Raw genomic sequence first — 22,006 nt, forward strand, 5'->3', positions numbered from 1 at the left:
TACCCTCGGCCCCATGCCGCACCCGCCCGCCGCTCCCGATCCCGCTGCCCCGGCCCCCGACGCCCCCGTAGCCGACTGCCTGCACTGCGGCCGGCCCACCGCGTACCCGGTCGACCGGCCGGGGATCGTGCTCTGCCCGGTGTGCGAGTGGCAGGAGGCGCAGCGGACCGCGTGCTCCGGCTGATCCGTGGGGCGGCGCGGCCGCGGCGGCGTCAGTGGTGCCAGGGCCCGGTCACCGCGAACGTCGTGCCCGGCCTGTAGCAGTTGACGTACATCGTGCGGTGGTCGGGCGCGAAGGTCACGCCCGCGAACTCGCCCCACTCCGGCTTCTGGGGCGTGCCGATGTTCTGCCGCCCACGGGCCATCGGGTAGACCTCGCCGCCCCGGGTGAGCCCGAAGACGTGCTGGGCACCGTCGCCGTCCTCGCAGACCATCAGGCCCCCGCTGGGCGCCAGGCAGATGTTGTCGGGGGACTCGCCGGGCAGTTGGAGGTCGGTGTCCGGGCCGAAGACGACGACGAGGGTGAGCCGGCGCCGCCGCGGGTCGTACCGCCAGACCTGGCCGTAGTGGTCGGCCGCCGAACCGGCGGAGCGGTGCGCGAAGCTGGAGACGAAGTGGACGCAGGAACCGCCCCAGTAGCAGCCCTCCAGTTTCTGCGCGTGGGTGATGCCGCCGGTACCGAAGTCCTGGAAGCGGATCGGCGTGGTCCGGGCCAGCGGGTCGGGCACGTCCACCCAGCTGACGTGGTCGAAGACGGTGCCGGGCGCCTGGACGGTGGACAGGTCGGGCACGCCGGGCACCCGGAGCGCCTGGAGGCGTCCGCCGGCCCGGAGCGAACCCCGGCCGCCCAGCGGCTTGTCGGGCAGGAAGCGGTAGAAGAGCCCGAAGGGCTTCTCGAAGGCGTCCTCGGTCTCGTAGACGGTGCCGGTGCCGGGGTCCACGGCGATCGCCTCGTGCTGGAAGCGGCCCATCGCGGTCAGCGGTACCGCCCCGGTGCGCCGCGGGTCGTACGGGTCCACCTCGAAGATGAAGCCGTGGTCCTTGGTGTAGTTCTCGTCGCCGGCCCGGAACTCGGTCTCCTCGCAGGTCAGCCAGGTGTGCCAAGGGGTGGGGCCGCCCGCGCAGTTGGTGGAGGTGCCGGCGATGGCGACCCGTTCCGAGCGCACCGTGTTGTCGCGGTCCAGTTCCAGGGCGGTACAGCCCCCCTCGCCACCGGGGTCGTAGGTCAGCTCGCGCACCCGGGGGACGGCGGAGCGGGAGCCCGTACGGTTCTCGTGGTTGCGGACGAGGCAGGTCCCGCCGCGCCGGCCGGGGGCGGGGAAGGCGGCCATGCCGTCGCAGTTGCCGGGCACCCTGCCCTCGCCGGAGCGCAGCGGCTCGCCCTCCCGGGAGAGGACCCGGTAGCGGAAGCCCTCGGGGAGGTCGAGCAGGCCGTCCGGGTCGGGCACCAGCGGGCCGTACCCGCGCCGTCCCATCCCCCGCGCGGTCGCGGTCCCCGCGAAGACCGCACCGAGGCTTCCGGAGAAGGCGAGAGACGCCCCCAACGCACCGGTTCTTGCCAGGATCTGACGCCGTGTCGCAGACATGGGCAACTCCCTGATGGCGGACAGGTGACGTGACCCGCTTGTGTGTACCACGCACCCGGCCGCCCGGGAACCAGGCCGACCGACGGTCCCGTCGGAACCCCCTGACGGACCTCGCCCGGCGGACCGCGCCTAGCGGACCTCGTCGGTCACCAGGGACTTCGCGTCGCGCGCCAGGGCCGTCAGCCGGGAGATCGCCCGGAAGTACTTCTTCCGGTAGCCGCCGCGCAGCATCTCCTCGCTGAACAGCTCGTCGAAGGGCTTGCCGGAGGCCAGCACCGGCACCTCGCGGTCGTAGAGCCGGTCCGCGAGGACCACCAGGCGCAGCGCGGTGGACTGGTCGGGCACCGCCTGGACGTCGGTCAGGCAGACCGCCTCGATGCCGTCGCACATCGCGCCGTACCGGCTGGGGTGCACCTTCGACAGGTGGTCCAGGAGGGAGGGGAAGTCGTCGAGCGAGGCCCCGGGCGTGCGGTACGCGGTGCGGGTGACGGTCTCGTCGTCGAACGGGGCGGGCGCCTCGGGCAGACCGCGGTGGCGGTAGTCCTCGCCGTCGATCCGCAGCGGGCGGAAGTGGGCGCTCAGGCCCTGGATCTCGCGCAGGAAGTCGACGGCGGCGAACCGGCCCTCGCCGAGCTTGCCGGGCAGCGTGTTGGAGGTGGCGGCCAGCGCCACACCGGCCTCCACCAGCTTGCCGAGCAGCGTGGAGACCAGCACCGTGTCGCCGGGGTCGTCCAGCTCGAACTCGTCGATGCACAGCAGCTTGTGCTCGCCGAGCGTGCGGACGGTCTGCTGGAAGCCGAGCGCGCCCACCAGGTTCGTCAGCTCGACGAAGGTGCCGAACGCCTTCTGTTCGGCGGGCGCCGGGGCGGCGTGCCACAGGGAGGCGAGCAGATGGGTCTTGCCGACGCCGTAGCCGCCGTCCAGATAGACGCCGCGGGGGCCCTTGGGGACGGCCTTCCTGGGGCTCCTGGCGAACCAGCGGCGCTTGCCGCCGGTGTCCGCCCCGCCGGCGATGGAGTCCGCGAAGTCGCTCAGGACCTGGACCGCCTCGGCCTGGCTGGGCTGCTTCGGGTCCGGGATGTACGTGTCGAACCGGGCGTCCTGGAAGCGCGGCGGCGGCACCATCTCGGCGACCAGGCGGTCGGCCGGGACGTGCGGGGCGCGGGCGGTGAGCGCGGCGGGGGCCGCGTCGTCCGCGTCGGCCGGCGGTCCGGCTATCGGGTCGGACTGCGGCGCGGAGGGCTGGGAAGGTGACACAGCCGTCCAGCCTATCTCGTTCGCCCGAGGTGCCGGACCGTGTGGCGAGGCATGTCACACTGCCGCCATGCGACGCCTGTTCCCCCTCCCCGCCCCGCCCGTACCCGCCGCCGACGGGACGGCCGCCGCGCCCGCGGTGACCGGTGCCGACGACCGTGAGTGGACGCTGGACGAGCTGGCCGACGCCTACGCCTACCCGGCGGCGGACGACCCGGCGCGCGCGGGGCGCTCCGGCTGGCTGCGCGCCAACATGGTGTCCTCCCTGGACGGCGCGGCCCACCACGAGGGGCGCTCGCAGCCGCTCTCCAGCGACGCCGACATGCGGATCTTCGGGGTGCTGCGGGCCGTCGCCGACGTCGTGGTGGTGGGGGCGGAGACGGTGCGCCAGGAGGGCTACCGGCCGGCCCGCGTCCGGGAGGCGTTCGCCGCCCGCCGGGCCGCCGCCGGGCAGACCACGGCGCCCGCGATCGCGGTGGTCACCGCCGGGCTCGGGCTGGACTTCGGGCTGCCCCTGTTCACCGAGGCGCCGGCGCCGACCGTCGTCCTGACCGGCGCGGGCGCCCCCGCCGACCGGGTGGCCAAGGCCCGGGCGGCCGGCGTGGAGGTGCTGTTCGCCGGCGAGGGGCTGGGCGTCGACCCGGCGCGGGTGGCCGGTGTCCTGGCCGAACGCGGTCACACCCGGCTGCTCACCGAGGGCGGGCCGATGCTGCTGGGGCAGTTCGCGGCGGCCGGTGCGCTGGACGAGATGTGTCTGACGCTCGCTCCTGTGGTAACCGTCGGAGAGGCGCCGAGGATCATGAAGGGGCCGGCCGTCGAGGTTCCCGAGCGGTTCACCCTGGCATCCGTATTGGAGGAGGCCGGGTTCCTGTTCACTCGCTACCGTCGGCCCTGACAAACAGCGGAATTATCTGTTCCGCTTAGCTTCCATTGGGCACACTAAAAGCCAACAGGTCCCGCGTGGCGACGGGGCAGGATGGTGTCTGTCGGGCTCCGCGCAATGCGGCGCTGAAGAGAAGAAGGGCGTCCGTCGTGTTCACGAGCGTATTGATGATCGAGAAACCACTGACGCCCGCCGACGTGGAGTTCGTGACCACCCTGCACGGCGACGACCGGGTCTCCTTCGTCGTGCTCATGCAGCCCCGCGGCAAGCAGGACGTCCTGCTGCGGGCGATCGACGACGTCGCCCTCGGGGAGTTCGACGACGCCGTGCGCGAGGGGGCCGAACCGGGCGGGGCACAGGGCGGGGCCCCCGCCGAGGTCGGGCTGTCGCAGACCCTCCAGGCACTGCGCGCGGCCGGTGCGCAGGCCGTCGGACAGGTCGTCGAGGACCATCCGCTGGACCTGCTGCGCTCCGTCGTGGACGAGACCGGGGCGGACGAGGTGATCGTGCTGACCGCCCCGCACTTCGTCGAGGAGTTCTTCCACCGCGACTGGGCCTCCCGCGCCCGCCACAAGGTCGGCGTCCCGGTCCTCAAGCTCTTCTCGCACGCCGCCGACGACCAGCCCCAGGGGACGCCCGGGGGCTGACCGCGCCCCCGGGCCCGGCCCCCGGCACCGTCACAGCCGGGCGGCCGGGCGGGAGCGCAGCCGCCCGTCGTGCACCTCCGCGATGTCGTCCGCCACGTCCAGATGGCTGTGGTCGTGGGTGACCAGCACCGTCGCCGTCGCCCGCTGGTGGGTCAGGGTCAGCAGCAGCTCCAGCACCGCGGCGCCCCGCTCGTGGTCCAGCGCGCTGGTCGGCTCGTCCACCAGCAGCACCGCGGGGTCGTTCATCAGCGCCCGGGCGATGTTGATCCGCTGCCGCTGACCGCCCGACAGCTGGTGCGGCCGCCGGCCGGCCAGCCCCTCCAGACCGACCGCCGCCAGCAGCTCCCGCGCCCTGGCCCGGGCCTTGCGCGGCGAGCGGCCGTCCAGATGGGCCATCACCTCCAGCTGCTCGGCGGCGGTCAGGGACGGCAGCAGGTTCGGCTGCTGGAAGACCATGCCGAGGGCCGTCCGGCGCAGCACGGTCAGCTCGGCGCGGCCGAGGCCCGTGGTGTCCGTGCCGTCGATCACCACCCGTCCGCGGTCCGGGCGGATCAGCGTCGCGGCGACCGCCAGCAGGCTGGACTTGCCCGACCCGGACGGCCCGATCACCGCGGTCAGACAGCCGGCGGGCACGGTCAGCGAGACCGCGTCCAGCGCGGTCAGCCGCTCCTCGCCGTCGGGGTAGGTCAGGGTCACATCGGTCAGTTCCAGGCTCATCGGGCACTCCCCAGGGCGGTCAGCGGGTCGACGGACGTGATGCGGCGGATGGACAGCGCGGCCCCGGCGGCGCCGAGCGCGATCATGACCAGGGCCGGGACCAGCACCGTCGGCGGATCGAGCACGAACGGCACCGCGCCGCCGATCCCCGCGCCCACCCCCGCCGCCACGGCGGTGCCCAGGCCCGTCCCGATCACCAGCAGGACGACGGCCTGCCCGAGCGCGTCCCGCAGCAGATAGCGGGTCGAGGCGCCCAGCGCCTTCAGCACCGCGACGTCGCCGCTGCGCTGGATCGTCCACACCGTGAAGAACGCGCCGATCACCAGCGCGGAGATGGCGAACAGGAAGCCGCGCATCAGCTGGAGCGAGCCGTTCTCGGCGGTGTACGAGCCGATGGCCTGCAGGGCGTCGTCGAGGGGCACCGTCTTCGTGCCCAGCCGCCGGTCGGCGGCGGCGAGGCCCGGCGTCCCCGTGGTGGAGAGCGCCAGCACCGTCGCGCCCGGGGAGCCGCCGCTCCCGGTGCCGCCCGTCAGGCCCCGCCAGTCGGCGAGCGACGTCCAGACCACCGGGGTGTGGCTGTACATGGCCACGCCCGACACCGCCGCCACCCGGAACGTGCGCCCGCCCAGCGACACCGAGCCGCCGGCCCGCGCCCCTAGTGAGGCCGCGGCCTTCTCCGAGAGCACCACCGTGCCGTCACCGGTCCGCCCCGGCGCCGGGGCCAGCGGCGATCCGGGGCGCACCCCGAACGCCGACACCGCGGCCGTCCGGTCGCCCGCCTCCGCCTTCGTCGTGGCGATCGACAGCGGCTCGGCCCGCCGTACGCCGGGCACCCGGGCCCACTCCCGTACGGTCCGTTCGGTCAGCCGGGAGTCGGTGAAGGTGACCGCACGGCCCTCCAGGGGCGCCGAGAACACCAGGTGGTCGGCGGGCAGGCCGGTGATCGCCGAGGTGTTCTCCCGGCCCAGGCCCGCCGTCAGGCCCGACAGCAGACCCACCAGCACGGTGATCAGCACCACGACGGTGCCCATCAGGGCGAACCGCCCCTTGGCGAATCTCAGATCTCTCCAGGCGACGAACACGGGCTCGGCCATCCTCCGGGTCGGACGCCGGACCCACTGCCCGGCGGCTGGACCCCACCGTCGCCCGCCGGAGGGGGCCGCGGCATCGCGCCGCGGAGTGGTCCGTGGAGATCGAAAGGTGCGCCCTGGCATCAACCCTTCGGTTGATGCCCGAGGCCGTACCCGCCCGTAGCCTGAAGAGGCCGTGACCGAAGAAGCCGTGACCGCCCACTCCCTCACCCCCGTCCTGCGGGTCCTGCGCAGCTGCCTCCATCTGATGGTGGCCGCGCTGCTCGGGCTCGCCGCCGTCCGCGCGCTCGCCGAGCACCGCCCGCACGCACCCGCGATCCTGGCCACCGCCGTCGTGCTGTTCGCGCTCTACGTCGCCGGCCCCCGGCTGCCCAGGCTGCGCGGCTCCACCGGCGCCGCCGCGCTCTGGCTCACCGCCGTCGGGCTGGTCTGGCTGGTGCTGCTGGCCCTCACCCCGGACGGCGTCTGGCTGGCCTTCCCGCTGTTCTTCGTCCAGCTGCACCTCCTCCCGCTGCGCTGGGCGCTGCCCGTCGTCGCGGCCACCACCCTCGCCGCCGTCGCCGGTTTCGGATGGCACACCCACACCCTCGGCGTCGGCACGGTCCTCGGACCGGCCCTCGGGGCGGCGGTCGCGGTCGCCGTGGTCCTCGGATACCAAGCCCTCTACCGCGAGAGCGAACAGCGCCGCCGCCTCATCGAGGAGCTGACCGCGGCCCGCAGCGAGCTGGCCGCCGCGGAGCACGCCGCCGGCGTGCTCGCCGAGCGGGAGCGGCTGGCCCGGGAGATCCACGACACCCTCGCGCAGGGCCTGTCCAGCATCCAGCTGCTGCTGCGCGCCGCCGAGCGCGCCCTCCCCGAGCGGCCCGGGGCGGCGCTCGGGCATGTCCGGCAGGCCCGTACGGCCGCGGTCGACAACCTCGCCGAGGCCCGCCGGTTCGTCCGCGCGCTCAGCCCGCCCGATCTGGAGACCGGATCGCTGCCCGCCGCCCTGGAGCGGCTGTGCGCCACCACGGCGCGCACCTCCGGCCTGGCCGTGCACTGCCAGGTCTCCGGCGCGCCCACCCCGCTGCCCACCCCGCAAGAGGTCGCCCTGCTGCGCATCGCCCAGTCCGCGCTCGCCAACACCGTCCGGCACGCCGCGGCCGGCCGGGTCGAGCTGACCCTCAGCTACATGGACACCGAGGTCGCCCTCGACGTCGTCGACGACGGCGCCGGATTCGTCCCGGCCGAGGTGCCCGCACCGGGCTCCGCCGCGGCCTCGGGCACCGGATTCGGGCTCGCCGCGATGCGCGCCCGGGCCCGCGCCCTCCAGGGCACCCTCGCCGTCGAGTCCGCCCCGGGAGAGGGCACCGCCATCGCCGTCACCCTGCCCTGCCCGGCAGCGCCCGCCACCCCGGAGGCCACCCCGTGACCAGCCCCGCGCCCCCCATCCGGCTGCTGCTCGCCGACGACCACCCCGTAGTACGGGCCGGGCTGCGCGCCGTCCTGGAGACCGAACCGGGCTTCGAGGTCGTCGCGGACGTGCCCACCGCCGAGGAGGCCGTCGAGCTCGCCGGCCGGTGCGCGGTGGACGTGGTCCTCATGGACCTCCAGTTCGGCGGGCGGATGCTGGGCTCGCAGGCCACCGCTGCGATCACCGCCCGGGCCGGCGCCCCGCGCGTCCTGGTCCTGACCACGTACGACACCGATGCCGACATCCTCGCCGCCATCGAGGCCGGCGCCACCGGCTACCTCCTCAAGGACGCCCCGCCCGAGGAGCTGGCCGCCGCGGTGCGCACCGCCGCGGCCGGGAAGTCCGCGCTCGCGCCCACCATTGCGCTGCGCCTGATGGACCGGATGCGCGCGCCCGCCACCGCGCTCTCCCGCCGCGAGACCGAGGTCCTCCAGCTCGTCGCGGACGGCCTGTCGAACGCCGCGATCAGCAAGCGGCTCTTCCTCAGCCAGGCGACCGTCAAATCCCACCTTGTCCACATCTACTCCAAGCTGGGGGTGGACTCCCGTACGTCCGCGGTCGCCGCGGCCACCGCGAAGGGCCTGATCCGCCGCTGACCCGCTGACCCGCTGACCACCGACTCGGGGCCCGGTGCGGCCCGGTCCGCGGTCGTCCGGGGTCCGTGGACCGCCGCTGTCGGTGCCGGGTGCGACAATCTTCGGCAGCGGGACAGCCGCGCCGGCCGCACCAGGGCCGGTACCGGCGGCCCGGCAGCAGAACCGCACGACCGCACCACCGCTCGCGATGATCGACGATCAGGGAGACCCGCCCATGGCACCCGCCATCCCAGCCTCGATGGACCGACCGCACTTCATCGGTATCGGCGGAGCCGGCATGTCGGGCATCGCCAAGATCCTCGCCCAGCGCGGCGCCCGGGTGGCCGGCAGCGACGCCAAGGACTCCCCGACCGCCGAGGCCCTGCGCGCCCTCGGCGTCACCGTCCACCTCGGCCACGCCGCCGAGCACCTCGCCGCCGACGCCACCAGCGTCGTGGTCTCCTCCGCGATCCGCCCCGACAACCCCGAGCTGGCCGCCGCCCATGAGCGCGGCATCCCCGTCGTGCACCGCTCCGACGCCCTCGCCGCCCTCATGGACGGCCTGCGCCCGATCGCCGTGGCCGGCACGCACGGCAAGACCACGACCACCTCCATGCTCGCCGTCTCCCTCGGCGCCCTCGGCCTCAAGCCGTCCTACGCCATCGGCGGCGACCTCGACGCCCCCGGCTCCAACGCCGAGCACGGCGCCGGCGAGATCTTCGTCGCCGAGGCCGACGAGAGCGACCGCAGCTTCCACAAGTACGCCCCCGAGGTCGCCATCGTCCTCAACGTCGAGCTGGACCACCACGCCAACTACGCCTCGATGGACGAGATCTACGAGTCCTTCGAGACCTTCGTCGGCCGCATCCGCCCCGGCGGCACCCTGGTCATCGCCGCCGACCACCCCGGCGCCCGCGAGCTGACCGCCCGGGTCTCCGGCCGCGAGGACATCGAGATCGTCACCTACGGCGAGTCCAAGGACGCCGACGTCCGCATCCTCCAGGTCACCCCGCACGGCCTGACCAGCGACGTCACGGTCAGCCTCACCAGCGGCAAGATCCTCACCTTCACCGTCTCCGTCCCCGGCCGGCACTACGCCCACAACGCCGTCGCCGCCCTCGCCGCCGGCGTCGCCCTCGACCTGCCGCCGCACAACCTCTCCACCGCCCTCGGCAAGTACACCGGCGTCAAGCGCCGCCTCCAGCTCAAGGGCGAGGCGGCCGGCGTCCAGGTCATCGACTCCTACGCCCACCACCCGACGGAGATGACCGCCGACCTCGAAGCGATCCGCGGCGCCGCCGAGGACGCCCGCGTCCTGGTCGTCTTCCAGCCGCACCTCTTCTCCCGCACCCAGGAGCTCGGCACGGAAATGGGCCAGGCGCTCGCCCTCGCCGACGCCTCCGTCGTGCTGGACATCTACCCGGCCCGCGAGGACCCGATCCCGGGCGTCACCAGCGACCTGATCATCGACGCCGCGCGCGCCGCCGGCGCCGAGGTCACCGCCGAGAGCGACAAGACCGCCGTCCCGGACGTCATCGCAGGAATGGCCCGGCCCGGTGACCTTGTTCTCACCATGGGCGCGGGCGATGTGACCGACCTCGGCCCCGCCATCCTGACCCGACTGGGCAGCTGAGCCGGAGGAGGCCCCCAGATGCCGTACGAGATCGACAAGCCCGATGAGCAGTGGCGCGCCGAGCTGACCCCCGCCGAGTACCAGGTACTCCGCCAGGCCGGCACCGAGCCCGCCTTCGTCGGCGAATACACCGACACCAAGACGTCGGGAATCTACTCCTGCCGCGCCTGCGGCGCCGAACTCTTCCGCTCCGACACCAAGTTCGAGAGCCACTGCGGCTGGCCGTCCTTCTACGACCCCAAGGACTCCGACGCCGTAGAGCTCCTGGCCGACCGCTCGCACGGCATGGTCCGCACCGAAGTGCGCTGCGCCCGCTGCGGCTCCCACCTCGGCCATGTCTTCGAGGGCGAGGGGTACCCGACGCCTACGGACCAGCGGTACTGCATCAACTCGATCTCGTTGCGGCTGCTCCCTGAGGAGGACCGTCCTCGCTCGCATGGGGAGCACAGGCCATAGACCAGCGTGTCCAGCAGCATCTCGGGGCCACTTGCTGACGCGTGGGGAGTAGTTCGGACACTCCAGGCATCCGTACCTCCGCACGGGACCATCCCCCGCGCGTGCTCCACCGTATCGCCCCACCAGCGACATGACGTGTGAAGCGACGGGGGCTGAAGGTCTGAGGTTGATGCCATCTGGGTGCTCTCCCCGCGCGGTGAGAGCACCCAGGCGTCTGTCGCCATCCCTGACCGTTGTGTGGGAAGGGTCAGCTGATGGTTTGGTAACCAGCGAAGTTTTCAGAGGCACTGATCACTTGGCCGGTACCTGTGCTGGTGAGGTCGAGGAAGGCGCGGAGTCTTCCGGAGTTGGGTGTGGTGGCCCACAGGTCGAGTTTGCCGTTGTTGTTGGCGTCGGGGGCTGCGGTGAAGTTGGGGACGGTGGTGGTGGAGAAGTTGGGGCCGATGGGAGTGCGGTGGGAGAGGCTGATGCCGTAGTCGCCGTCTTCCTTGGTGGCGTTGAAGACGTACAGGCCGCCGGCGTCGGCGCGGTCGTAGCGGGCGACCAGGTCGGGTGTCCCGTCGGCGTTCCAGTCTCCGGCTGCGGCGAGGGTGATTTCGCTGATCTTTGATGCGCCTTCGGCCAGGGGGTCGTCGGGGCCGCCGAGGAGGACGGGGGCGGCTTCGGTGTCGAGGCGGTAGTCGGGGCCGCCGTAGTAGAGCCAGACGTAGGTGCCGTCGTTGACGACCAGGTCGGGGTAGCCGGGTGTGTCGGGTGTGCCGTCGCCGTTGGTGTCGAGGGGGCCGTCGACGTCGCCTACGGCGAGGATCTGTTTGGCCCCGTTCTTCCAGTGGTTGTTGGCTTCGTCGTAGACGGTGAGTTCTTGTCGCTGGGTGCCGTCGCCGCTGCAGTCGGTGCAGGCGTAGCCGTATCCGTTGTTCGGTTGGACCCATAGGCGTTGGGCGCCCAGAGCGGGGTCGTTGCTCAGGGAGATGAGGTCTTCGTAGCCGTCGGAGGTCCAGTCGCCGCGGTGGGTGATCTTGGTGTTGTTCCAGGTGGCCTGGGAGGCGGTGGCGTTGGCTTCGGTGAGGGTGCCGTTGCCGCTTCCGTAGAAGCGGTGCAGGGTGCCGTCTTTGTCGACGCCCCACAGGTCGGCGTTGCCGTCACCGTTGAGATCTCCCGGCTTGTCGGGCTGTTTGGGGCCGTTGGCGTAGAAGAGGTAGGTGGTGGTGTCGGAGCGGTTGCCGGCGCGGTCGGAGCTTTGGACGTAGAGCTGGTTGGCGCCGGTGAGGGTGGGGGTGAGTGCCAGGGTTGCTGAGCCGCCGGTAGTGGCGGGTTTGGTGGTGCGGCGGGTGTCGTCGGTCTCTGTCCAGTAGGTGTAGGAGACGACGTCGCTCACTCCGCCGCTGGCGACGGTGAAGGTGCCGGGGCTGCGGACGGAGCCGGTGACTGCGGGCCAGCCGTCGCTGCCGTCGGGGAACTGAGGTGAGGTCACTGTAGGGGGGTGGCTGGGGCGTGTGGCGTCGAACTGGAAGTGACACTGGGGGCTCCAGGCGCTGACCAGGGAGCCGTCGGAGGTCTGCGCCCACCAGCTGAAGGTGCCGGTGCCGGCCACTCCGGCGTTCTTGAGAAGGGAGGTGAGAGTGGCTTTGGGGACGACGAGCTTGCCGAGGGTGTTGGAGGTGACAGAGATGGTTTTGCGGACTTCGTTGTCGGCGCCGCCGTGGCCGGTGGGCCACAGGACGAACTGGGCCTTGACCGTACCGCCGTCGCGATCGCCGAATTTCGCGCCGAGAGTGATGTCGGTGTTGCCGATCACCGTGTAGGGCGCGGTGGCACCGCACTTGGACCCGCTGGAGGGATGGGTGTACAGGCCGGTGGGAGCGTTGGGGACGGTGTTGTACTCGGTAGACAGCACCGCCGACTTCGCGTCGAACTTCTTCCACCCGTAGACGTCTGATTCGTCGGCGGCCTGGAGCAGCAGGGTGATGGTGCTCCAGTGCCCCGACGCGGCGTCCTTGGCCGCTGTTGTGGTGTCGAAGGCCAAATTACCGGCAGGGCATCCAGTGCCCCAGCCCTTGGCGTCATTGACCGTGTCGAGCTTGCCGCGTTTGGCGGGTTGGTTGTTCCAGGTGGTGGCGGAGCTGATGGTGTCGGTCCGGTACATGTCCACCGGGCGGCTGCTGCACGACCACGACCACTTGTTCATGATCCGGAACGTGGAGTGGAGGACCTTCTTGTTGGTACTCCACAGGTTCTTGGTGTTCATGCGGAAGTAGGAACGTCCCAGGCCGTTGGTTTCGTTCTCGTAGCCGACCCGGGCGGTCGTGGTCCCTTTTTTGCCATCGCGTTCGATCCAGCCGGCACCGTTGTAGAAGGCGCTGTTGGGGTACTTCTCGTAGGCGATGGTCCAGGCGTAGCGCGAGCCTTCGATGTACGGATCGATGTAGAGCGGGTACTTGGTGTCCTTGCCCTTGAGGAGCTCTTGGTCCGGGGTGAGTTGGAGGCTCTTGCCGTGGACGTCGATCTGAACCGGTGCTTGCTTGGCTCCGGGCCCGGGGATGAACTCGTCGTCGTTCCTTGCGCCCTGGGTCGGTGGAGACGCCGAGGCAGGGACCTTGGCGGCCGGCTGTCCTGCAGGTTCTGTGGTGCTGTCCCACATCCGCGGCGTGGGGCCGGTGAAGACTTCCTGACCTGCCGGATTGACCGCTCGAAGGTTGTCATGCTCGTCGACGGATACGTCGACTCCGTTGCTGGCCATGCTGTACTGCAACGTGGCAAGGTCCGGGTTGGTGGCCGCTTCGGGTGTTTTGACCACCAGGAGTTGCCCAAAACCGGCCGGGTCGGCGCGCACTTTCAGGTCCACGTCCGGAAGGACGTTGGGGTAGGTGGCGGTGTCGCCGTCCACCTCGGGGGTCGGGAGGGCCTTGGGCCAGGCAAGGGAGATGCTCCGGCCATCGCGCGTGACGGTGGCAAGCGGCCCGCTGCCACCCCCTGACAACGACACCGCCACCTCGGTTGCCTTGGCGTTGAATCGGCCGCGGCCGTCACTCTCGAGAGAAGTGTCGATGCTGGCTAACTTGCCGTCTTTGTGGACCCATTGGGCGGTTGCGTAGCGCTCCTCGGTGTAGGTGCCCGACGGGTTGGCGAACACCTGCGAGGTCTCTGTGCGCTGGCCGAGAACCTCGACCGGCTCCCCGGTATCCGCCGCCTGCTGAGAGGCCTTTGCCGCCTGCGTTGCCAGAGAGTCGCGGACTGCGGTGGCGGCTGATGCATGTGCGGCACTGTTCGTCGTCGCTGATGCGGTCGATGGTTCGGCCAGGGCGGACAAGACCGTCGTCATCGTGGCGACAGCGGCCAGGGCGGCCAGGGATCTGTGTGGTCTCACTGGCCCTGGCGTGACTCGCGAGGGCGCTTTTAGCTTCCGGGCCACTTGATGGGGATGTTGTGAAATCAATGGGGGGAATGTGTTCATGGCTGAATGCGGGCGCGCCAGAGGCAGACGAAGAAGCGCACGGACAGGAATCGCGACGGTGCTCGCCGCTTGCCTGTTAGGCGGGCTTCTCGGAGAACCGATAGCGGCAGCAGCGGCCGGCCTGGAGTTGCCCGCACAACAGAAGACCAAGCCCGTACCCGTCAAAGCCAGCCCAGGCCGTAGTGTCCCCAAGCCTGACCAAGCCCGCGCGCACGCGTGGAAACGCCCCCCAACGGTGACCTGGCCCAAGGCCCAGACCGCGACAGTCTCCTTGCAAGCCGACGGCAAGGCTGTCCCTTCGTTCGCCGCAGCCGGAACGCTACCCCTCAAGGCCCGGAGCCTCTCAGGTGCCCGCACCAGCGAGCCGACCGGCCCCCAGCGCCTCGACATCCAGGTCCTCGACCGCAACGCCACCAAGGCCCTCGGCATGGAGGGCGTGGTCCTCGCAGTACGAGGCAAAGGCGGATCCGCAGGCAAGGTCGAGGTCGAACTCGACTACTCGGGCTTCCGCCACGCCTACGGCGGCGACTGGGCGTCACGCCTGACCCTGCGCCGCCTCCCCGCATGCGCCTTGACCACCAAAGCGTCGCACCCCTGCGGCCCCGCTATCCCGCTCGACACCCACAACGATGTCCCCGCGGGCAAGCTCTCCGGCGCCCTCAGCCTCAAGCCCGCACGCACAGCACCCTCAGGCAAAGCCCTCTTGGCTCACACACCCACGTCGGCGAAAGCCCCCCAAGGCCTCACCGCGGCGAGCAACGACGTGACCCTGCTCGCCGCCACCGCAGCACCTGCCGGAGCGTCCGGTGACTTCAAAGCCACCGCCCTTTCTCCCTCCGGCACATGGACAGCCGGCGGCTCCTCCGGAGCCTTTTCCTGGAGCTACGACCTCGACGTTCCGGATGTACCGGGAGACCTTGCCCCCGACCTCGGCCTGTCTTACTCCTCCCAGTCCGTCGATGGCCGCACCGCGGCAACCAACAACCAGGCAAACTGGATCGGCGACGGCTGGTCGATGGAACCAGGCGGCATAGAACGTCGCTACACCCCTTGCATGGACGACGACAGTGGCGGCAACAACACCACCAAAGTCGGCGACCTGTGCTGGAAGACCGACAACGCCACCCTCTCCCTCGCCGGCAAGTCCCACGAACTCGTCAAGGACGACACGGAGAACAAAGACAGCGACAAGCCCACCGTCTGGCACTTGAAGGACGACGACGGCACGAAGGTCGAACAGCTCAGCAACACCGACCGTGGCAACGGCGACAACAACGGCGAATACTGGCGCGTCACCACACCCGACGGCACCAGCTATTACTACGGCTACAACCGTCTGCCCGGCTGGAGCGGCGGCAAGACCGAAACCAACTCCACCTGGACCGTGCCCGTCTTCGGAAACCATCCCGGCGAACCCTGCCACCAGACCGCCTTCGCCGACTCCTGGTGCCAGCAGGCCTGGCGCTGGAACCTCGACTACGTGGTCGACCCGCACGGCAATGCCATGGCCTACTACTGGGACAAGGAGACCAACTACTACGGGCGCAACGTCTCCGACACCACCGGCACATCCACCGCCACGTCGTACGTCCGGGGCGGCAGCCTCAAGCGCATCGAATACGGCCTGCGCGCAACCGCCATGTACGCCACCAATGGCGCCACGGCCACCGTCACCTTTGGCACCTCCGAACGATGCCTCGATGAGTGCACCACCTTCGACGCCACCCACGCCAAGAACTGGCCCGACGTACCCTTCGACCAGTACTGCAAAGAAGGCGACGAGTGCAAGAACAGGTACTCGCCCTCCTTCTGGACCCGCAAACGCCTCACCGACATGACCACCCACCTCCTGGTGGGCAGCACCTACAAGACGGTGGACGCCTGGAAACTGACCCACCAGTTCCCCTCCACCGGCGACGGGTCCGATCCCGCACTGTGGCTCGCCTCCATCCAGCGCACCGGCCACACCGCCGACCCGGCCGTCACCCTGCCCGCCGTCTCCTTCCGCGGCCAGCAGCTGGCCAACCGCGTCGAGCGCGTCCACGAAGAGATACCCCCGCTCGTGCGCTACCGCATCTACGGCATCGACACCGAGAGCGGCGGCACGATCGGCGTCACCTACTCCCAGCCAGGCTGCACCGCCACCTCACTTCCCCAGCCCGACAGCAACATCACCCGCTGCTACCCGGTGATGTGGTCGCCACCCGACTCCCCGGGCCCCAACGGCGAGCCCTACCTCGACTGGTTCCACTCCTACGTCGTCACGCAGGTCCTCGAATCCGACAACACCGCCGGAGCGCCCATCAAGCAGACCGCCTACAGCTACCCAGGCGGAGCAGCATGGGCCAAGGACCAGGACCCCTTCACCAAGGCCAAATACCGCACTTACGGGGACCAGCGCGGCTACGCCAGAGTCCAAGAACGCGTCGGTGCCGGCAACGACAAGACCACCCTCACCGAAACCCGGTACTTCCGAGGCATCAACGGATCCAAGGTCCCTGACTCGGAAGGCAACACCACCGACGACCACGAAGCCTTCGCCGGGATGCCCCGCGAGGAAATCACCTACGACGGCGACAGCGACAAGATCCTCAAGGCCACGGTCACCACTCCCTGGCGCTCCGCCCCCACCGCCGCCCACGCCCGCGCCGGACTGCCCGACCTGGTCGCCTACATGACCGACACCAAGACCACCGCCACCCGCGAGGCCATCACCGGCGGAGCATGGCGACGCACCCGCACTGACAACACCTTCGACGACTACGGCCAGATCACCACCTCCTCCGAGACCGGTGACACGGCGAAGACCGGCGACGAACGCTGCACCACCACCCGCTACGCACGCAACACTCAAGCCAACATCCTCGACCTCGTCGCCGAGGCCAAGACCGTAGCCGTCGACTGTGACGCCACCCCCGCTCTGCCCAAAGACCTGGTCTCGGTCGAACGCAGCTACTACGACGGCTCCACCACCCTCGCGGCCCCACCCACCAAGGGCGATATCACCCGCACCGACGGCCAGGACGCAGCCGGCACCGGCTTCCTGACCACCGAGACCCGGACCTACGACGCCTACGGCCGGGTCCACACCTCCACCGACGCCACAGGAGCCACGACCACCACCGACTTCACCCCCGCCACCGGCGCCACCCCCCTCACCACCGTTACCACCAACCCGCTCGGACACACCGAGACCACTCAGGACGACCCGGCCCGGGGCACTCCACTTGCCACCATCGACGCCAACGGCAAACGCACCGACGCCACCTACGACGCCCTCGGACGCCTGACCAAACTGTGGCAGCCCGGCTGGACCAAGGCCGACCACCCCGGCATGCCGTCCACCGAATACACCTACGCCCTCTCCACCACCACACCCAACGTCGTCACCACCAAAACCCTCCAGTACGACGCCAGCTACCACACCACCTACACCCTCTACGACGGCCTGCTGCGCGAACGCGAAACCCAGACACCGGCCCCCGGCGGCGGACGCCTCATCGCCGAAACCCTCTACGACACCCACGGCTGGACCTGGAAGACCTACAACCCCTACTACGCCGACGGCCAACCCTCCGCGACCCCGGTGAAGGCAGCGGACAACACCGTTCCCCACCTCACCGAGAACACCTACGACGGCAGCGGCCGCATCACCGCCGCCATCTCACGCAGGTACGGAGACGAAACCCGGCGCACCACCACCACCTACGGCGGCGACCGCACCACCGTCATCCCGCCCAAGGGGGCGACCGCCACCACCACGCTCACCGATGCCCGTGGCCGCACCACCGAACTGCGCCAGTACACCTCCAGCGGCATGAGCGACTACCAGGCCACCACCTACACCTATGACCAGCACGACAAGCTCGCCAGCATGACCGACCCCGCAGGCAACACCTGGACGTACACCCAGGACGCCCGCGGCCGCCAGATCAGCGCCCATGACCCCGACAAGGGCACCACCACCACGACCTACGACAACGCCGACCGCCCCACCACCGTCACCGACGCACGGGGCACCACCCTGACCACCGGCTACGACGCCCTGGGCCGCAGAACCACCCTCAAGCAGGGCTCCACCCTCCGCGCCAGGTGGACCTACGACACCCTCGCCAAGGGCCAGCTCAGTTCCGAAACCCGCATCGAAGACGGCAAGGAATACACCACCAGCACCGGCGGCTACAACGACCGCTACCAGCCGACCTCCACCACCGTCACCCTCCCCGGCCAACAAGGCACCACGACCGACTACACCTTCAAATACGGCTACAACACCTACACCGGCATCCAGGAGTGGACCCTCAACCCCGCCCTCGGCGGACTCCCCTCCGAACGTGTCACCACCGTCCTCAGCGACGGGAACCTCCCGCAAAAGACCACTGCCGGCTCGCAGGTCCTGGTCAACCAGACCTCGCACGACCCCTTCTCCCGACCACTACGCACCGAATACGGCGGCACTCTGGGCAAGAAGCTCTACAAGACACAGAGCTACGACGAACACACCGGCGACCTCATGCGGCAGACCACCGACCGCGACACAGCCCCCCAGCGCATCGACGACATCGCCTACACCTACGACAACGCCGGCAACATCACCGGTCTCACCACGACCAGCGGCCAGGACAAAACCAAAACCACCGACACCCAGTGCTTCACCATGGACGCCCTGCGCCGCCTGACCGAAGCCTGGACGACCACCAAGGACTGCACCACCGCGCCCTCGACAACCACCGTGGGCGGCCCAGCCCCCTACTGGCGCAGCTACACCTACGACGCGGTCGGCAACCGGAAGAAGGAGACACAGCACCAGGTCTCCGGAACCACCACAGGACAAGACGTCACCCGCAACTCCGACTTCCCTGACGCCAAGAAGGACCGGCCGCACGCCGTCACCACCGTCAGCACTCAGGGCGGCCCTGCCAACGGTGACGTCGACAAGTTCACCTACGACGAAGCCGGCAACCTCCGCACCCGCCAAGAAGCGGGCCGCAACCAGACCTTCACCTGGGACGCCGAAGGACGCCTCGCGGCGGTCACCGAGGACGGCAAGGACACCAGCTACCTCTACGACACCGAAGGCGACCGACTCCTCACCCACAACAGCGACGGCAGCACCACCCTCTACCTGCCGAACGGCAACGAGCTCAAGACCTACGACGACGGCTCCACGGTCGGTACCCGCTACTACAACCACGGCGAGGACACCGTCGCCGTGCGCACCAGCACCGGAGGCCTCTCCTACCTCTTCACCGACCACCAGGGCACGGCACTGACCGCCGTGGCTGCCACCGACCAGGCAATCACCCGCCGCACTCAGCTCCCCTTCGGAGCACCCCGCACTGCTCAACCGACGTCCTGGCCCGGCACACACGGATTCGTCGATGGCACCCAGGAAGGCACAGGACTCACCCACATAGGCGCCCGCGAGTACGATCCGGCCCTAGGAACCTTCCTCTCCGTCGACCCGCTCCTCGACCCCGACGACCCCCAGCAGTCCAACGCCTACGCCTACGCCAACAACACTCCCGTCACCGCCTCCGACCCTGACGGCCAACAGTTCCAGGACCGCGAGACCGGCCTCGGCTACGGCAACAGCACAGCCCACCGGAACTGGTACCGCGACCAGGGATACACCGACCGCTACGGCCACCCCACCAGGAAGTACAAGCGCTTCATCAGCTCCTACAACAAGACCTGGCGCAGCTACTACAGCTCCAGCTGGTACCGGGACTACGTGAGCACGGGGAAGGACGCCGGGTATGGAAAACCCAAGCCGAAGCCGGCGCCGCCCAAGCCGAAACCCTGGTGGGAGAAGGCGTGGAATTCCGCATCGGGCTGGGTCAGCGACCACTGGGACGACATCAAGACGGTTGCGACGGTCGCAGGGTTCGTCACATGTCTGGCTGCATCGGCAGGATTGTGTGTCGGTGCGGGAGTGGCTGTCGCTACCCTCAAATTTGCGGGTGACGGAATGAAAACAGGAAACTTCGACGTCAAGTCATACTCGAAAGACTTGGCATGGACGCTAGTGGGCGGTGGAACTGCCGCAGCCTTCGGTAGGGCATTCGGAGGGGCGAAGAGCTGGTCTGAAGCTTATTGGGGCAGCCCCCTCACCAGGACTTCAAGAATGTACAAAACCAAGATCCCTGTAGTTGCAGGTGTAGGCGGCGGACGGAAAACCTGGACCATCGATAAAACTTTTCGCGGACCAATAAACTGGAAACAGGCCTATGGCAACATGAGTATCAACGGTGCATTCAATGTGGGCTTCTGTGGAGCAGACGCCTCTAGTGCGGGCAATCTGTTGAACGTAGTGGCGTCAAGCGTTCCAAAATTCTGCTGACAGATCGACTGTCGGGATGGCCCGCTTGCTGGGTCATCCCGATTTGGATGGGAATCAGGGAGCAAGCCGATGAAGCGTAAAGAGCGAGCACGGAAGCTGCGTAGGAGCGGTTATCGAGTACTGCAATGGTTCTTCACCGTGTTCTTCCTGGCGTTGGCTGCTCTGATGGTTGCCAAAATGGGCACCGATGGCCCGAACGGCGCTCCGCTTGGCCTAACGGCGATCTTCGGGACGATCTTCGTCGAGCAGCGAATCCTCCGCTCTCGTATCATTCTTTCCCCCGGTGACGTGCAGGTGGTGAACGCCATCTTTGAATACCACGTTGAACCCGGGGCGATAAAGGAAGCTTTCGTTGACATCCGGGGGAATATGAAGATCGAGGCGAGAGACGGCAGTGAGATTTTCGTGGCAGCCTACAGCGGCTCCCTCATTGATTCCTTTGTGGGCAGCGCGGACAGGGCGGCAAAGGTAGTCCGCAACCATGTCGCCGGAAAAGCGGCAGTGTCTGACTTTGTGATTCGCAGGAAATGTGCAGTCTCTTGGCTCTCGGAAATCTGGCTGGTAGCCGCTGTGGCCTGCGCCGTATGGGCAGCGATCAATAACTCCTGAGCGGCACCTGGTCGCCCGCCTACACCCGTCAGTCGGCTTGTTTGAGGCCGCCACGATCCGCACTGCGTCGGCCGCCCGGTTGTGATCAAGAGGACGTCCGGGTGCACCTCGCGCGGTGCGCGGGGTGCACCCGGTTCCGTACCGGTAGCGCAGCTACTGCGTCGTGTTCACGGTCGAGTTGGCGAGCTGAAATCGGCGCGGTCGGTCATTCACCTGCGTAGCGATTCCCTGGCTGACCAGTTTGTCGAGCGCGTTGGCGATGGCGCCTGATGACTTTTCGATGATGCGGCTGATCTGGGTGGCGGTGAATGCGTCGGCGGGGTGTGCCCGGAGGTGGTCGATGACCATCTGCCGGAGTGCTCCCGGCGCGAGTCGCCCTTCCGCGCTGGGTGCCGGTGGTGCCGGTGCGGTTGGCGGCTCGGGGTTCTCCTGCGGCGCGGAAGTGTTGTTGCTGTCCTCCTCACTGGGCGTACCGTCTTGGCTGGTGTCGTAGCCGTCGTTGTGCTCGGTGTCCTGAGACGGGGCGCTCTGTGCCGCGTTGGCTTCCTCTTCGGCACAGGTGTCCGTGTTGTCGGTCTCGAGGGCCGTGGTGCCCGGTGTGGGCTTTTCCTGGGAGCTGTCGTTGCCTTCAAGGGAGCTGCTGGTGGGCTCGGTGGTGTCGTCCGTGCAGGGCTCTGGCCGGGCCGGTGCGGGGGCGTCGTCGTTCGACGGCGTGCTGGGGGCTTCGTTGGCCGTGGCGGCGGTGTACCAGAGGTCGGGCATGCGGCGGGGGCCGTCGTGACCGCCCGGGGTGCGTACGGCCAGGCCACGTCTTCCAGCATGGCCAGTGCCCTTCCGGCAGTGGACTTGCCGACGCCTGCGGCGAGGGCGAGTTCGATGACCGTGGCCGGTTCGGTGCGTCCGACCAGTTCGATGTAGATGGTGGCTTGTGCTTCGGTCAGCCCGGTCAGCGGTTCGGGTACGGGGTGCTGCGTCGATGTGCTGTCAGATGTGGTGTCGGACATGAGGGTCCTCGATTCCCTGGTGAGGTAGGTGGTTGAGGTCCCCGGCCGGGGGCGAGACGTCGCCGGCTGGAGGACGCCCAGAGACAAGAGAATTCGCCTACTCGATTGGTGCGGGACCAGGGCGTGGGCGCACAGCATGAGGCGCCCGAGAAGTGTGAATCCGCGAACCACGCAGGCTGGCCGTCCTTCTACGACCCCAAGGACTCCGACGCCGTAGAGCTCCTGGCCGACCGCTCGCACGGCATGGTCCGCACCGAAGTGCGCTGCGCCCGCTGCGGCTCCCACCTCGGCCATGTCTTCG

15 protein-coding genes and 1 pseudogene are annotated in these 22,006 nt (G+C 69.4%); 10 read left to right on the forward strand and 6 right to left on the reverse strand.

Annotated elements, in window-relative coordinates; translation table 11 throughout:
• Positions 1 to 13 precede the first annotated feature (13 nt).
• A complete protein-coding gene (locus V2J85_RS22265; RefSeq protein WP_261955134.1) occupies positions 14 to 184 on the forward strand; it encodes a hypothetical protein in 171 nt (56 codons plus the stop codon).
• A gap of 28 nt (positions 185 to 212) precedes the next feature.
• On the opposite strand, the gene V2J85_RS22270 is transcribed toward V2J85_RS22265, so the two are convergent.
• Both V2J85_RS22270 and zapE read right to left on the reverse strand, forming a co-directional pair.
• Entirely contained in the window at positions 213 to 1,586 is a 1,374-nt protein-coding gene (locus V2J85_RS22270) for a PhoX family protein (protein WP_261955133.1), read from the reverse strand.
• Between the two features lie 129 nt (positions 1,587 to 1,715).
• A complete protein-coding gene (gene zapE, locus V2J85_RS22275; RefSeq protein WP_261955132.1) occupies positions 1,716 to 2,843 on the reverse strand; it encodes a cell division protein ZapE in 1,128 nt (375 codons plus the stop codon).
• Between the two features lie 67 nt (positions 2,844 to 2,910).
• On the opposite strand from zapE, the gene V2J85_RS22280 reads away from it, so the two are divergent.
• Together V2J85_RS22280 and V2J85_RS22285 are read left to right on the forward strand one after the other, a co-directional pair.
• Complete coding sequence (locus V2J85_RS22280; protein ID WP_261955131.1) at positions 2,911 to 3,735, forward strand: dihydrofolate reductase family protein; 825 nt, start codon at positions 2,911 to 2,913, stop codon at positions 3,733 to 3,735.
• A gap of 137 nt (positions 3,736 to 3,872) precedes the next feature.
• Positions 3,873 to 4,370 carry an indole-3-glycerol phosphate synthase gene (locus tag V2J85_RS22285; RefSeq protein WP_261955130.1) on the forward strand — a complete coding sequence of 166 codons (498 nt, stop codon included), beginning with the start codon at positions 3,873 to 3,875 and terminating at the stop codon, positions 4,368 to 4,370.
• Positions 4,371 to 4,400: 30 nt separating this feature from the next.
• Here the strand turns inward: V2J85_RS22285 and V2J85_RS22290 are convergent, their stop codons facing one another.
• Positions 4,401 to 5,087: an ABC transporter ATP-binding protein gene (locus V2J85_RS22290; protein ID WP_330822539.1), complete on the reverse strand. Its 687-nt coding sequence runs from the start codon at positions 5,085 to 5,087 to the stop codon at positions 4,401 to 4,403.
• A complete protein-coding gene (locus V2J85_RS22295; protein WP_330822547.1) occupies positions 5,084 to 6,169 on the reverse strand; it encodes an ABC transporter permease in 1,086 nt (361 codons plus the stop codon). Before V2J85_RS22295 ends, V2J85_RS22290 begins: the two co-directional genes overlap by 4 nt.
• 184 nt (positions 6,170 to 6,353) lie before the next feature.
• Here V2J85_RS22295 and V2J85_RS22300 point away from each other — a divergent pair, with 184 nt between their 5' ends.
• From V2J85_RS22300 to msrB, 4 genes are all read left to right on the forward strand, one after another.
• On the forward strand, positions 6,354 to 7,589 hold the full coding sequence (locus V2J85_RS22300; protein ID WP_261955128.1) for a sensor histidine kinase: 1,236 nt from the start codon (positions 6,354 to 6,356) through the stop codon (positions 7,587 to 7,589).
• Positions 7,586 to 8,227 (forward strand): response regulator, encoded by a 642-nt coding sequence (locus V2J85_RS22305; protein WP_261955127.1) that lies wholly within the window; start codon positions 7,586 to 7,588, stop codon positions 8,225 to 8,227. Before V2J85_RS22300 ends, V2J85_RS22305 begins: the two co-directional genes overlap by 4 nt.
• Before the next feature lie 214 nt (positions 8,228 to 8,441).
• Entirely contained in the window at positions 8,442 to 9,839 is a 1,398-nt protein-coding gene (murC, locus tag V2J85_RS22310; RefSeq protein ID WP_330822540.1) for a UDP-N-acetylmuramate--L-alanine ligase, read from the forward strand.
• Positions 9,840 to 9,857: 18 nt separating this feature from the next.
• Complete coding sequence (gene msrB, locus V2J85_RS22315; RefSeq protein ID WP_261955125.1) at positions 9,858 to 10,295, forward strand: peptide-methionine (R)-S-oxide reductase MsrB; 438 nt, start codon at positions 9,858 to 9,860, stop codon at positions 10,293 to 10,295.
• 247 nt (positions 10,296 to 10,542) lie between these two features.
• Here msrB and V2J85_RS22320 read toward each other — a convergent pair whose 3' ends face one another.
• A complete protein-coding gene (locus V2J85_RS22320; protein ID WP_330822541.1) occupies positions 10,543 to 13,428 on the reverse strand; it encodes an FG-GAP-like repeat-containing protein in 2,886 nt (961 codons plus the stop codon).
• A 556-nt stretch (positions 13,429 to 13,984) separates the two neighbouring features.
• Between V2J85_RS22320 and V2J85_RS22325 the strand changes: the two genes are divergently transcribed.
• The gene (locus V2J85_RS22325; protein WP_330822542.1) at positions 13,985 to 20,092 is read left to right on the forward strand and encodes an RHS repeat domain-containing protein; all 6,108 of its coding nucleotides are present in this window, start codon (positions 13,985 to 13,987) and stop codon (positions 20,090 to 20,092) included.
• 69 nt (positions 20,093 to 20,161) lie between these two features.
• Entirely contained in the window at positions 20,162 to 20,701 is a 540-nt protein-coding gene (locus V2J85_RS22330; RefSeq protein WP_261955122.1) for a hypothetical protein, read from the forward strand.
• A 153-nt stretch (positions 20,702 to 20,854) separates the two neighbouring features.
• Here V2J85_RS22330 and V2J85_RS22335 read toward each other — a convergent pair whose 3' ends face one another.
• Positions 20,855 to 21,463 carry a hypothetical protein gene (locus V2J85_RS22335; RefSeq protein WP_330822543.1) on the reverse strand — a complete coding sequence of 203 codons (609 nt, stop codon included), beginning with the start codon at positions 21,461 to 21,463 and terminating at the stop codon, positions 20,855 to 20,857.
• A gap of 407 nt (positions 21,464 to 21,870) precedes the next feature.
• Here V2J85_RS22335 and V2J85_RS22340 point away from each other — a divergent pair.
• A pseudogene (locus V2J85_RS22340) lies at positions 21,871 to 22,006 on the forward strand (peptide-methionine (R)-S-oxide reductase); the annotation flags it as partial.

The sequence above is a fragment of the Streptomyces bugieae genome (assembly GCF_036352915.1).
Taxonomy (GTDB): Bacteria; Actinomycetota; Actinomycetes; order Streptomycetales; family Streptomycetaceae; genus Streptomyces; species Streptomyces endophytica.

Coding starts and splice junctions, on each gene's coding strand:
- V2J85_RS22265 (WP_261955134.1), top strand. CDS start 14: ATGCCGCACCCGCCCGCCGCTCCCGATCCCGCTGCCCCGGCCCCCGAC.
- V2J85_RS22270 (WP_261955133.1), bottom strand. CDS start 1,586: ATGTCTGCGACACGGCGTCAGATCCTGGCAAGAACCGGTGCGTTGGGG.
- V2J85_RS22280 (WP_261955131.1), top strand. CDS start 2,911: ATGCGACGCCTGTTCCCCCTCCCCGCCCCGCCCGTACCCGCCGCCGAC.
- V2J85_RS22290 (WP_330822539.1), bottom strand. CDS start 5,087: ATGAGCCTGGAACTGACCGATGTGACCCTGACCTACCCCGACGGCGAG.
- murC (WP_330822540.1), top strand. CDS start 8,442: ATGGCACCCGCCATCCCAGCCTCGATGGACCGACCGCACTTCATCGGT.
- msrB (WP_261955125.1), top strand. CDS start 9,858: ATGCCGTACGAGATCGACAAGCCCGATGAGCAGTGGCGCGCCGAGCTG.
- V2J85_RS22330 (WP_261955122.1), top strand. CDS start 20,162: ATGAAGCGTAAAGAGCGAGCACGGAAGCTGCGTAGGAGCGGTTATCGA.
- V2J85_RS22335 (WP_330822543.1), bottom strand. CDS start 21,463: ATGCCCGACCTCTGGTACACCGCCGCCACGGCCAACGAAGCCCCCAGC.